A 12,097-nucleotide genomic window follows, 5' to 3' on the forward strand; every position below is an offset into this window, starting at 1 on the left:
GCCCTTGTGCGCGAGCATTCCCAGCAGGAGTTCCTTGGTCATGGTTTTGCCGGCGCTTCCCGTCACGCCAATGAACACCGGTTTTTTCAGCAGCCGGCGCCAGAGCCTGGCGCTGGCAAGCAGAGTGCCGTATACGACGCGGTCACCGAGCAGCCTGTGCAGGCGCCAGGCGAGTGCATTCCTTACGCGGCGGATACCCTTTTCAAATGCGCCAGGCATGATGTGCTTTCTTCTTTTCGAGCTAATGGCCTTTGGCTATGCTGGGAGGTCCGATCATTTCGAGCAGGCGAGCCTCGGCGGTCAGAATCGCCTGGTCAATGATGGTGCGGTTTTCTTCATCAAAAGCCGTTAGCACATATTTTACGCGATCAAGTTTTGCCGACGCATGACCCACGCCGACCTTGACCCGGCGGAAGGCATCGGTTTGAAACGCCTCAAGAATCGAAGCAACGCCGCGATGCCCTCCCGCACTGCCTCTTGGTCGAGTACGCACGGTGCCAAGCGGCAGGTCGAGGTCGTCGAACACAAAAATGCATTGCTCCGGGCTGAAGGCCATAGTGTCTGAAAGCTTTTTCAGCCCGGCGCCTGTGAGGTTCATCGCCATTCGAATTTTGATCAGACAGATCGCTCGTCCCGGCGATGAACCGCGAGCGATCCAGGCTTCGGGTGTTACCTCCCAGGTGAGCCCCAATGAGGCAGCGAGTTGATCAACCACTTCATAACCAACATTGTGTGGCGTCCCGGCATATCGGGCTTCGGGGTTGCCCAAGCCGACAATGACCTGTTCATCGGCTTCGATGGGGCGCAGAAGGGTTGACGGAAACGGCGCCGCTATTTCAGTGATGCTTGTTGCCGGCTGCAAGGCGGCTAAGCCAGAAGGTTTGGACCGATGCGGACACTCGTTGCAGAATGAATCCCGAGCGCAGTCATCGCGCCAGCAGGCGATGTTTTCGCTCCGCGCCAGGATGATGCGCAGCAGATGATCTTTTTTGATACCGCCTTTGAGCAGCACCAGATCACCCTCGCGGGTGATTGAATTGACGTACTCGGCAGCATCGCGGACATGGCTGAAAGCGCGCAATGCTTTTTCGTTTTCTCCAGGCTGACGTGCCGTGAGAGCACTGGAAGCCCACTGGCCAACAAAAATTGTTACATCGCAGATTTCCTGGGCACGTATCGCAATTCTTTTGTACGTCACTTCTTTAGCTGCAATAACGTCCGAGATTTCGCCGATGACGATAATTTTCCGCTTGGCTTGTGCCACTTTCATGAAATCGAAGCATGCTTCGAACGTCCATAAGCTTGGCTTGAAATCATCCCGGATGAATGTCACTCCCTCGGGCGTATCCAAAGGTTGCATTCGGCCGTCAAAGGGGGCAACGTTGGCGATTCCTACGGCGCATTCAGCCAGAGTCATGCCTGTTGCCAGCCCGCCGCCAATGGCCCCCAGAACGGAAGGAACCCAGTGCGTTCCGCACAACCGGGTGCGGATTTTTACGCGTTCAGTACCGTATACCAGGGTCATTTGCAGACGATCCGGCCAATCCGAGCTGATTTCTTCGGCGCGCAGCTCGGCATGGGGTGAAAGCCCATAGCTCATTACCCTGGCGGCGCTGTGGGCGGCCATGGCGATTACCAGTGGATCGTCGGCATTGAGGACAGCGGTGCCGGTAGACGGGAGCGAGGCGATGAGTTTGCCCACCTCGCCGGCGATGCCCTCGTGGGTGCTAAAGGCGCTCCGATGATCGTTGCCTATCACCGTGACAATGCCGATATCGGGCTGCAACAGGGCCAGTGGCGCATCCAGGATGCCTGGCTTGTCCTCGCTCAGTTCCACGACGCAGAAATCGTGCGTCGGGCGCACCCGCAAGACAGTCTTGGCCACTTCGGGGAGCGCGTTGAGCGAGGCCGGGTTTCCTGCTCCCCGCCCTTTGTGCGACAAAACGCCGAGCAGGAGTTCTTTTGTCGTCGTCTTGCCCGCACTTCCGGCGATACCAATGAACACCGGCTTCTTGAGCAGCGGGCGCCACCTCCAGGCAATTTTTACGATGGCGCGATCAAGCCGTGCGTCTCCCACTATTCGGCGAAAACGCCAGGCGAGGGCATTCCGCACGCGGATGAACGTCATGTAGGGAACGGATCGCATGTGTTGTTATGAGTTCCTGGTCAATGCGGTTTCGCCACGCTGGGACGTTCCAGCAATTCGAGTACATGCGCCTCGGCCGTCAAGATCGCCTGGTAAATGGTAGCACGGCTTTCTTCATCAAAAGCCGATAGCACGTATTTGACGCGATCAAGTTTTGCCGACGCATGACCCACGCCGATCTTGACCCGGCGGAAGGCATCGGTCTGAAACGCTTCCAGAATGGAAGCAACGCCACGATGCCCACCTGCACTGCCTTTGATGCGGGTTTTCACGGCACCGAGCGGCAGGTCAAGGTCGTCGAACACCAGAATGCATTGCACGGGGTCGAACGCCAGGCTTTCCGCTAGTCGCTTCAGACCGGCGCCTGTGTGATTCATGGCCAGCCGGATTTTGAGCAGACAGATCGCTCGCCCCGGCGAAGAACCGCGAGCGATCCAGGCTGCGGGTGTTTCCTCCCAGGTGAGCCCGAATGAGGCAGCGAGGCGATCCACCACTTCATGGCCGACATTGTGTGGCGTCCCGGTATACCGGGCTTCGGGGTTGCCCAGGCCGACAATGACCTGTTCATCGGCTTCGATGGGGCGCAAGGCGGGTGGCGGAAACGGCGCCGTTGTATCGGTGATGCTTGTTGTTGGCTGCAAGTTGGCCAAGCCGGACGGTTTGGTCCTGTCGGGACACACATTGCACATTCTGTGCAGCTTGCAGTCGTCCCGCCAGCAGGCCACGCCTTCGCTGCGCGCCAGGATAATACGTAACAGATGGTCCTGTTTGTTGGTGCCCTTGAGCAAGACCAGATCGCCCTCGCAGGTGATTGAGTTGACGTACTCGGCGGCCTCCCGAACCTGGCTGAAAGCGCGCAATGCGTCTTCCCTCCCAGGTTGGCGGGTCTTCAGTACGCTGGAAGCCCAGGGGCCAACGAACACCGTAAAGTCGGCTACTTGCTGCGCGCGCTGCGCCACTTCAGCATATTTTTTCGAGGCTCCGGTACCTGTGCCGTAGTCCGACAGGGTGCCCACCACGATGATCTTTCGTCTGGCACGCGCTTCCTTAATGAATTTGAAACACGCCTCCACCGTCCACAGAGGTGCTTTGAAGTCGTCACGGATGAACGTCACGCCCTCAGACGCCGACACCACTTGCATACGGCCGTCAAAGGGGGCAACGCTGGCGATTCCTTCGGCGCATTCAGCCAGAGTCATGCCTGTTGCCAGCCCGCCGCCAATGGCACCCAGTACGGAAGGAACCCAGTGCGTTCCACAAAGTTGGGTGCGGATTCTTACCCGCTCTGAACTGAGTACCAGCGTCATTTGCAGGCGATCCGGCCAAACTGAGCTGATGTCCTCGGCACGGAGCTCGGCGTCTGGTGAAAGACCATAGGTGATGACTTTTGCCGTGCAGTTGAGGGCCATGGCGAGGACGCGCGCATCGTCTGCATTGAGGATGGCGGTGCCCTGAGCCGGTAGATGTTCGACCAGCTTGCCCATCTCCGCGGCCAGTGCATCGATTGAATCAAAGGCGGCCAGATGGTCGTTGCCGACCACGGTGACGATTCCCACCTCAGGATGCAGCAGCGCCAGTGGCTCGTCCATTTCCCCAGGCATGCTTTCGCTCAGTTCAATCGCGCAGAAATCGTGTTTCCGGCCCACGGTCAAGATGGTTTGCGCTACATGCGGGAGCATGTTCTGTGTTGATGGATTGCCCACTCCCCGCCATCTGTGCGACAAAACCCCGAGCAAAAGTTCCTTTGTTGTTGTCTTGCCTGCGCTTCCGGTGACGCCGATGAAAACCGGCCTCTTGAGAAGTGGGCGCCAGCAGTGAGCGATCCTGACGAGGTTGCGATCTACAAGCGCGTTTCCCAATACTTTTCGAATACGCCAGGCCAGGGCATCGCGCACGCGCTCGTATCGGTGTTTAGAAAACAGCATCATGCTGAGCGATCGCTGCGCGGTAGGCCGCTTTGTCCCGCGCAATATCGGTGAGGATTTGGCTTAGGCGCTGATCCATCAAGCCGCGCCCGGAAATCGCCTGCGGAATGGCGAGCTCCGACTCGGTGTTGAGTTCCAGGAGAACAGGGCCTTCCGGGCATAATGCTACGTCCCAGTTTTGCAAGCGCAACCCCGGAAAATGTTTGCTGGCCGAGTGCACAAGATCCACCGCACGAGCCCAGTCAGGCAACGTCATCCCGAGCAAGAGCTTATCGGTTGTAGGATGTCGGTCAACCTGGCCGCCGGGGCCCATGCGGGAAATTACGCGGACAATTTTCCCGCTGTCAACCTCGATCGCGCCCAGACAGTTGCCGTAATCCCCATGTGAAAAGTTGTCGAGCATGTTGCGTCCGGTGGTGATCTTCCAGAATGCCGTATGTATCACGGGGCCATTTGGCGTGACAAAGCAGATGAAGCGGACACAACTGAGCGCCTTTGTGCCAGTCAATTCGGAGATTGCCGGATGCGCGCCAAGCGGCTGCTGGAACAGCATGCCGCCGTAGGGAGCGAAGGCGAAGGGCGCCATGAATTCGTCGAGCCCGATCAGTCTGCCGTCGTAAAGCCGAAATCCCGTGCCTTCTCGCTCAGTCACCCCAAGAACCCCCCGGCCATAGCCGGCGGAAATTGGTTTGACATAAAACGGGTAGACGTCACCCAGCAGGAATGAGCGGACCTCGTCGGGCGTCTGAAGCGCCTTTTCGTCAGCGATCCGCCGACCGCCAGCGCTGTAAGACGCCAAGGGCGAGGGAATCGGGTAGCCATTGGCGCGTAACACCAGGTAGTTGAGCAACTTGTCATTGGCCAGAACGCGTGAAGTGTCATCATTGAGTTCTCGGTCCAGAGCGGCGCTCTGCCTCCACCCGATGAATTCGTCACGCATGTCTGCCGTTATCGAACGATGCCAGATGCCGTAGTCAAAATACTCACTGATGCCGACGGGCGGCTTGCACAGTCGAAGCTTCAACATCTCGAGCAATTGCCGGGGCACTGACTTTCCATCTTCCGCCCGTGCCGCCCTTATATTCTCTAACAGGGAATCCATCAAAGCTCCGAGAGAAGGTGGCAAACCGCCAGGTTTTAGCCAACACAATCAGTTAGAATTTCGCTCGATACACTGGAATTACTTTGCTTCCAAGCAATTGCTCTTGCTTTCCAGCCTCTCCAGGATCGCCATTGTAAGCGACATTGTGAGGGAGTGGAAAAGCGGTCTAGTCTTGATCACTCTGACGGCATTTCGTCCGCAACTGATTACGTTCCAAGGGATTTTTTTGTCCTTTTTCAGTATCATCGTCGGCAGCATCTGCCAGTCTTGGCATTTGGCTGGGTGGGTCATTCTCCAGAATCACCTTGGAATAATGGGTCGGATCAGTGAAGAACCGGTCAATAACTTCAGCTAAGCAGGGCGACGATACCTCCCAGCAAACCGTCGAACTGCTGGCTGCCGCGTCAGCCGCAGCGGCTGAGGACGGAATCTGGCTGGATGTGATTCGGAAGATGGACGAGGTCTATAACGACCTCTTGCAGTACGAAGTCAGTCTTGAAGAGAAGAACGCTGCGCTGGAAGACTCGCAGCAGTTCATTTCGTCGGTATTGACTTCGATGTCCGACCTTCTGATTGTTTGCAGCCGCGCGGGTTTGATCGAGAGTGTGAACCCGGCGCTGGTTTCATTGCTGGGCGTCGACGAGAAGTCCTTGCATGGGCGACCGATCTTCGACCTCTTTGCCGATGAGGAGTCGCGACAGAATGCGGGACGTTTGCTGGTTGAGCGAATCGGACAAAGTGTCGCTGACTGCGAATTTCTGTTGATCGCCGCCAATGGCGGCGCCATACCGGTATCGCTCAACTGCACGCCGCGTTACAGCGGTGTCGGCAAGCTGCTTGGTCTGGTTATTACCGGGCGTCCCGTCGGTGAATTGAAACGTGCCTATCAGGCGTTGCGTAGAGCCCACGAAGATCTCAAGACCACCAAACACCAGCTGATACATTCGGAAAAGATGGCGTCGCTGGGGCGTCTGGTTGCCGGTGTAGCCCATGAACTCAACAATCCGATCAGTTTCGTCTATGGTAATGCTATTGCCCTGAAGCGTTATGCCGAGCGCTTCGGACGTTATTTGTCAGCCTTTCATGGCGGCGCTACGCGCGAGGAATGCGCGGCCTTGCGCGATGAACTGCACATTGACCGTATGCTCAAGGACTTGCCTTCGCTGATCGATGGTACCTTGGAAGGCGCTGAGCGCACACGTGACATCGTCGATGCCCTCAAGCGTTTTTCGGCAACGGATCGTGATGAACGACAGGTGTGCGATCTGCAGGAGATTGTCGAACGCGCCGTGAATTGGGTGCAGAAGGGTATTTCCGATCAGTTTTCTGTACATACGCGGTTTGATGGAAGGTTAAGTACGCTGGGTTCCTCTGGCCAGTTGCAGCAAGTTGTAATGAATCTGGTTCAGAATGCAGCCGATGCCACAGAGGGTACATCGGAGCGAAATCTGGTGATCGCAGGACGCGTGCAGGGAGAGGATGTGGTGGTCGAATTCCACGACAACGGTCCAGGAATTCCCGCCGCCAATCTGGGCAAGTTGTTCGAACCTTTCTTTTCAACCAAGCCGGTCGGTCGTGGAACCGGGCTGGGCTTAGCCATCAGCTACGGCATCGTTGAACGCCATGGCGGCACCTTGACCGTTGAGAATCATCCCCTGGGAGGCGGATTGTTTCGTCTTAGCCTGCCGTTAGCCTCGACCTGAACCATGAACCGATGACCGCAGGTTTCGATACCGGCAGCGTGCGTCTGCGATTGCGTGGAGAGGGCGGCAAGGTACTCACTACGGATGTGTGCAGTCAGCGGCCTCTGGTGGCTGGCTTGCTCAAGGGACGGAGGGCCGACGACGCGGTGACACTGTTGCCCAAGGTGTTCGCTGTGTGCGGACGAGCGCAGGGTCTGGCTGCCCAATTGGCGGTGTCGGCGGCTCGCGGTGAGGAATTGTTGCCATGTCTTGTGCCGGACATCGTAAGCGAAGTGATGCGCGAACATCTCTGGCGCTACCTGCTGGATCTGCCAGCCTTGTTTTCACTACTGCCGATGCACGAACAGTTCTTGAACGCCGTCCGCTGGGTCGATGCCGACCAGCGTGAGGCCTTGCGAACTTTGCTCGCAGCTTGCGAGATCAGCCGGTTGTCCGAGTCGATCGAAGCGATGGAACAGCCTCCGCCAGGAAAGGCGACCTTGCTGCAAGTGCATTCTGCACGGGCATCACTGGGCGATTGGGGACGACTCGACCTTGAGATGTCTCGTATGCCTACGTGGCACGGACATTCTGCTGAGACCGGAGCTTACGCCCGGTACGGGGGTGATACGGTCACATCCTGCGGAGCGTTTGCCGCACGCTGGCTGGCGCGTCTGGCTGAGCTTGAGACCTGGGCTGCGGGCGGACAAAACATAGGCACCGGCGGTACGGCGAGTGCCGTGTCGGTCGCCCCGGGTGTCGGCCGGGCATTGGTGGAAACTGCTCGTGGGCTGCTGATGCACGAAGTTGCCCTGGAGAATGACCGGATTTCGGATTACCGCATCGTGGCGCCGACCGAATGGAACTTTCACCCGCAGGGGCCGCTTCCCGGCTGGCTCATTGGAAGGGATTGTTCGAATGAGGTGGAATTGCGCAGGTTTGCGGCGCATGCCGTCGCGGCACTTGATCCCTGTGTGCGTTGGGAGCTGACGCTGGAATAGTGCAGTCAGTGCCCGTCGTGCAATCTGAATCGCCTAGCCCCGCCTGCCGCCGGTTAGTACAAGCAATCCCCTATGCCTCTCCGATCACCACGCGGGTTTCGCTTTCCAGCCGATATTCGGGTATGACCAGATTTGTCCGCGCGGGTCCGACGCGGAATACGCGTCCGGCCAAGTCGAACCTCGACGTGTGACAGGGACAGAGGAACTCGCCATGTGCGCCAAGCCCTTCCCGCAACTGAGGCGGACAACCCTGATGCGTACATTGTCCAATGGCGACAAACAGATCCTGTCGCAACGAACGGTACCGATTGCGGCATCCCTCCGGTTGCAGGGAGTATTCGGATTTCGGATCGGCCAATTCGTCTTCGTGGTCGGCAAGCGCCGCCACAACCTCGGCATTTCGGCGCAGAATCCAGACCGTTCGGCCGTTCCAGTCTGTCGTGAGCAACTTGCCGGGTGGCAGATCACCGAAATCGACCGGCATCGGATCGCCCTCAGGCGGTTGTGATCTATCGGCCAGATACTTGGCAACACCGAGACCGGATCCAAGCGTGCATAGACCGGCGACAAGATACAGTCGCCGGCGTTCCGGATTGGTGGCGGATTTCTTGCTCATGGTTCAACGTCAATTCAATGTACGATCTGCTGTCTCGCCATTCTACTCTGATGCCTTGAGCAGCCATTGCTGGCCCCCGCGATCTTGAAGACTACCTCGTGCCACCTCTCGAACCCGCCCGTCTGATCCTTGACGCCAACGGCACGCCGTTTTCGGAAGTTTATGGCGATGTCTACCATTCGGTTGCCGGAGGGCATGCACAGTCACGCCACGTGTTTCTTGCTGGCAACGGTCTGCCGGCGCGCTGGCGGGGGAAGAAGCGATTCGTCATTCTGGAAACCGGTTTCGGGCTTGGGCTCAACTTTCTTGCGACCTGGCTGGAGTGGCTGAACGACCCGCTGCGCTGTGCGGAACTTCAATTTGTATCGGTTGAAAAGCATCCTTTCCGGGCTGACGAGCTGGCGAGTGCCCACGCCGCGTGGCCCGAACTATCCTCTGTCGCCGCCGAGCTTCATCGATGCTGGCCAGCCTTGGTGCCAGGATTTCACCGTCTGGAACTGGTTGAACGGCGTCTTACGCTCACGCTTGGTTTTGGCGAGGCGGCGCAGCTCTTATCCCGGATTGAAACGCCGGTGGATGCTTTCTATCTGGATGGTTTCTCGCCCGCCAGGAATCCCGAATTGTGGTCTCCAGAAATATGCCGCTCACTGGCGAGCCTGGCTGTGCCCGGTGCGACGCTGGCCACGTGGTCGGTCGCCGGTCAGGTGCGCCGTGCGCTGACTGCCGCGAAATTCGACGTGGATAAGCGCCCGGGTTATGCCGGCAAGCGGCAAATGCTGGTGGGGCGATTCGGTCCAGGAGACGTGCATCGACACCTGGAAGTGGATGCCCACCCAAATGCCGTAGACGGCTAAAATGGCGCGTTTTTTTACAGGATAGCGGAATGCCGACCGGAGTCATTGAATCGCTGGATCATGAAGCGCGAGGAATAACACGCCTTGACGGCAAAACGATTTTTGTCGAGGGTGCCTTGCCTGGCGAGCGGGTCGAGTATGTCAGCTTCCGCAAGAAGCCGAGCTTTGAAGTGGCGCGCACCGAACGAATCCTGAAGGCATCACCCGATCGGGTGGTGCCGAGGTGTCCGCATTTTGGGGTGTGCGGGGGTTGCAGCATGCAGCATCTCGACCCAGCTGCGCAGGTTGCCGCCAAGCAGCGAATACTCGAATCCAACCTGTGGCATCTGGGCCGTGTCAGGGCCGAGCAGCTCTATTCGCCGATTTATGGCACCGCGTGGAGTTATCGCCAGCGGGCGCGTCTGTCAGCGCGTCTGGTAGTGAAAAAGGGTGGCGTATTGGTCGGCTTCCATGAACGCCGCAGCAGCTTTGTTGCCGACATGCGCCAGTGTGAGATTCTCCCGCAGCATGTTTCTGCGCTGTTGCTGCCGTTACGGGAGTTGATTTCCGCTTTGTCGATCAGTCGCGACATGCCGCAGATCGAGGTGGCTGTCGGCGAATCGATGACGGCACTGGTGATGCGGATTCTTGCACCACTCGACACTGCTGACGACGCGTTGCTGCGTGCCTTTGCCGATCAGCACAAGGTCGTTTTTTTTCTGCAACCCAAAGGACCGGCCAGTGCGTATCGCTTCTACCCGCTGGAGGGTCTGCAGCTTTCCTACCGCTTGCCGGACTACGACATCGAGCACTTCTTCTCGCCCACCGAATTCACGCAGGTCAATCATGCAATCAACCGGGTTCTGGTGCGTCGCGCGCTGGCTTTGCTCGACCCGCAACCGGGGGAGCGGATCGCTGACATGTTCTGCGGTCTGGGGAACTTCAGCCTGCCGATTGCACGTTCCGGGGCACACGTGCTGGGTATCGAGGGGAGTACCGATCTGGTCCGTCGGGCCACAGAAAACGCCCAGGCCAATGGGTTGGAACGGCAGGTGGAGTACGCTGTTGCCAATCTCTTTGCAATAACCCCGGATGCACTGAATGCATTTGGATATTTCGACAGGATGCTGATTGATCCACCGCGCGAAGGGGCGGTGGAGCTGGTCAATTCCATCGGCGAAAGCGGGCCTCGCCGGATCGTCTATGTGTCATGCAACCCGGCGACGCTGGCGCGCGATGCTTCGATTCTGGTTCCGCAGAAGGGGTACCGACTGAAAGGTGCCGGGGTGGTCAACATGTTTCCCAACACTTCGCACGTGGAATCGATAGCACTGTTCGAGAGGGATTGAGCGGTTGACGCTCGCTATCAGTTTTCGGGGTCGTGTGCCAGGAGCGGACTGCCAGATTCTGTTTGAACAGCACTCAAGAGGATTGCCGGCGGATCATGTGCTGAGAATCGCGTTGTGATTCACCCTGAAGTTCGCGCAGCGACGCATTGGCCTCTTTCAGGCACTGTTGTGCATACGTGGCGCAATGGCCGCATTCGCTGGTCACCCCCAGGAGGCGCCGCAAGTCTTTTAACGTGCGTGCGCCACCTTGCGCGGCTTCTCGAATTTGGCGGTCGGTGACCGCCATGCAAACGCAGACGTACAAAATCGTTCTCCAAAATCAGGAAGATCAATGCCTCCGCTACCGGGATGGCGTGGGCGTTTGATCAGTCGCCACCCGGCTCGATGTGCGCCTGCAGATAGTTCGGTAGCGTAATGTCCTTGATCAGACTTTGCTGCGTCTCCAGCCAGTCGATGGCTTCCTCGCAATGCTCCAGCAAGTCTTCCAGGAGATCGCGACTGACGTAGTCCTGCAGTTCTTCGCACAACGATATGCTTTCGATCAGTTGCGGACGCTGGATCTCGCGCTCGGACTTGAGATCGCACTGCAGGCATTCGAAGGCGTCTTCTCCGATCAGCAGTTTGCCGAGATTCTGCAAGTTGGGCAGGCCCTCAAGGAAAAGAATACGATCAATCAGCTTGTCGGCTTCCTTCATGACGCGAATCGACTGCTCGTACCGGTAGTCGTTGAGTTTTTCCAGGCCCCAATGGCGAAACATGCGGGCATGCAGGAAGTACTGGTTGATCGACGTCAGTTCGTTTTTAAGGACCTTGTTCAGGGTGTCGATAATTCTTTTGTCACTTTTCATCGTCGTGCCTCTTTATGCCGGATTGCCGGAGCTGATCTGAGTCTGTTGATAGTTCTGCAGACCGACCAATCCGATTTGTCGAATCTGCTTTTCCAGGTAGTAGGCGTGGTCCATCTCGGTGTCTTCGAGCTGTATGGCCAGCATATCGCGCGTCACGTAATCCTGGGCCTTTTCGCAGGCAGCCATCGCTTTCTTCAACTCGCCGACAACCTTGTATTCGACTGCAAGATCGGCCTCAAGCATTCCCGGTACCGTTTTGCCAACCTTCAGTGCCTCACGCTTGGCCAGATTGGGGGTACCCTCAAGGAAGAGTATGCGCTGGATCAGCGCACGGGCGTGCTGCAGCTCGTGATTTGATTCATGCAGTGCTTTTTCCGAAAGGCGGACGAAGCCCATGTCCGCGTACATCTCACCATGGATCAGATACTGGTCGATGGCGGTCAATTCACCGGCCAGCAGGTTGTTCAGAATGTCGATGATCTTTTTGTCGCTTTTCATAGGACTCTCCGGAAGTCGGTGTTGAGAAGTGGCTGGCTGGATTGTGAATACTAAGGCTGAATCGCTAAGCGAAGGGTTTGCCGAAACCAATGTTCAA

At 57.7% G+C, this 12,097-nt stretch carries 12 protein-coding genes; 4 read left to right on the forward strand and 8 right to left on the reverse strand.

The window, feature by feature from the left end:
• From PROAA_RS06825 to PROAA_RS06840, 4 genes are all read right to left on the reverse strand, one after another.
• Nucleotides 1–219 (reverse strand): hypothetical protein (locus tag PROAA_RS06825; protein WP_222102141.1); only part of this gene is annotated, 219 nt, incomplete at its 3' end.
• Nucleotides 220–241: 22 nt separating this feature from the next.
• Complete coding sequence (gene pth / locus PROAA_RS06830) at nt 242–2,146, reverse strand: aminoacyl-tRNA hydrolase (protein ID WP_186410625.1); 1,905 nt, start codon at nt 2,144–2,146, stop codon at nt 242–244.
• A gap of 20 nt (nt 2,147–2,166) precedes the next feature.
• Nucleotides 2,167–4,074, reverse strand: a complete 1,908-nt coding sequence (gene pth, locus PROAA_RS06835) for an aminoacyl-tRNA hydrolase (protein ID WP_186410626.1) — start codon at nt 4,072–4,074, stop codon at nt 2,167–2,169.
• Nucleotides 4,058–5,173, reverse strand: a complete 1,116-nt coding sequence (locus PROAA_RS06840; RefSeq protein ID WP_186410627.1) for a sugar-transfer associated ATP-grasp domain-containing protein — start codon at nt 5,171–5,173, stop codon at nt 4,058–4,060. Before PROAA_RS06840 ends, pth (PROAA_RS06835) begins: the two co-directional genes overlap by 17 nt.
• Nucleotides 5,174–5,499: 326 nt before the next feature.
• On the opposite strand from PROAA_RS06840, the gene PROAA_RS06845 reads away from it, so the two are divergent.
• Together PROAA_RS06845 and PROAA_RS06850 are read left to right on the forward strand one after the other, a co-directional pair.
• Nucleotides 5,500–6,876 (forward strand): sensor histidine kinase, encoded by a 1,377-nt coding sequence (locus tag PROAA_RS06845; RefSeq protein ID WP_245664193.1) that lies wholly within the window; start codon nt 5,500–5,502, stop codon nt 6,874–6,876.
• Nucleotides 6,877–6,887: 11 nt separating this feature from the next.
• The gene (locus PROAA_RS06850) at nt 6,888–7,856 is read left to right on the forward strand and encodes a nickel-dependent hydrogenase large subunit (protein ID WP_186410628.1); all 969 of its coding nucleotides are present in this window, start codon (nt 6,888–6,890) and stop codon (nt 7,854–7,856) included.
• 70 nt (nt 7,857–7,926) lie between these two features.
• Here PROAA_RS06850 and petA read toward each other — a convergent pair whose 3' ends face one another.
• Complete coding sequence (gene petA / locus PROAA_RS06855) at nt 7,927–8,472, reverse strand: ubiquinol-cytochrome c reductase iron-sulfur subunit (RefSeq protein WP_186410629.1); 546 nt, start codon at nt 8,470–8,472, stop codon at nt 7,927–7,929.
• Nucleotides 8,473–8,570: 98 nt separating this feature from the next.
• Between petA and mnmC2 the strand changes: the two genes are divergently transcribed.
• Entirely contained in the window at nt 8,571–9,326 is a 756-nt protein-coding gene (mnmC2, locus tag PROAA_RS06860) for a tRNA (5-methylaminomethyl-2-thiouridine)(34)-methyltransferase MnmC2 (protein ID WP_186410630.1), read from the forward strand.
• Nucleotides 9,327–9,355: 29 nt separating this feature from the next.
• Nucleotides 9,356–10,654, forward strand: coding sequence for a 23S rRNA (uracil(1939)-C(5))-methyltransferase RlmD (rlmD, locus tag PROAA_RS06865; protein WP_186410631.1), 1,299 nt, complete (start codon nt 9,356–9,358; stop codon nt 10,652–10,654).
• A gap of 73 nt (nt 10,655–10,727) precedes the next feature.
• Here the strand turns inward: rlmD and PROAA_RS06870 are convergent, their stop codons facing one another.
• The 3 genes from PROAA_RS06870 to bfr (PROAA_RS06880) all read right to left on the reverse strand — a co-directional run bounded on the left by PROAA_RS06870 (nt 10,728) and on the right by bfr (PROAA_RS06880) (nt 12,000).
• Nucleotides 10,728–10,958, reverse strand: coding sequence for a (2Fe-2S)-binding protein (locus PROAA_RS06870; protein ID WP_186410632.1), 231 nt, complete (start codon nt 10,956–10,958; stop codon nt 10,728–10,730).
• A gap of 61 nt (nt 10,959–11,019) precedes the next feature.
• A complete protein-coding gene (gene bfr / locus PROAA_RS06875) occupies nt 11,020–11,502 on the reverse strand; it encodes a bacterioferritin (RefSeq protein WP_186410633.1) in 483 nt (160 codons plus the stop codon).
• 12 nt (nt 11,503–11,514) lie between these two features.
• Nucleotides 11,515–12,000 carry a bacterioferritin gene (gene bfr, locus PROAA_RS06880; RefSeq protein WP_186410634.1) on the reverse strand — a complete coding sequence of 162 codons (486 nt, stop codon included), beginning with the start codon at nt 11,998–12,000 and terminating at the stop codon, nt 11,515–11,517.
• Between the last annotated feature and the right edge of the window lie 97 nt (nt 12,001–12,097).

The sequence above is a fragment of the Candidatus Propionivibrio aalborgensis genome (assembly GCF_900089945.1).
In the GTDB taxonomy this organism is placed as follows: Bacteria; Pseudomonadota; Gammaproteobacteria; order Burkholderiales; family Rhodocyclaceae; genus Propionivibrio; species Propionivibrio aalborgensis.

Coding starts and splice junctions, on each gene's coding strand:
- PROAA_RS06840 (WP_186410627.1), bottom strand. CDS start 5,173: ATGGATTCCCTGTTAGAGAATATAAGGGCGGCACGGGCGGAAGATGGA.
- bfr (WP_186410634.1), bottom strand. CDS start 12,000: ATGAAAAGCGACAAAAAGATCATCGACATTCTGAACAACCTGCTGGCC.
- pth (WP_186410626.1), bottom strand. CDS start 4,074: ATGATGCTGTTTTCTAAACACCGATACGAGCGCGTGCGCGATGCCCTG.
- petA (WP_186410629.1), bottom strand. CDS start 8,472: ATGAGCAAGAAATCCGCCACCAATCCGGAACGCCGGCGACTGTATCTT.
- PROAA_RS06850 (WP_186410628.1), top strand. CDS start 6,888: ATGACCGCAGGTTTCGATACCGGCAGCGTGCGTCTGCGATTGCGTGGA.
- bfr (WP_186410633.1), bottom strand. CDS start 11,502: ATGAAAAGTGACAAAAGAATTATCGACACCCTGAACAAGGTCCTTAAA.
- pth (WP_186410625.1), bottom strand. CDS start 2,146: ATGCGATCCGTTCCCTACATGACGTTCATCCGCGTGCGGAATGCCCTC.
- rlmD (WP_186410631.1), top strand. CDS start 9,356: ATGCCGACCGGAGTCATTGAATCGCTGGATCATGAAGCGCGAGGAATA.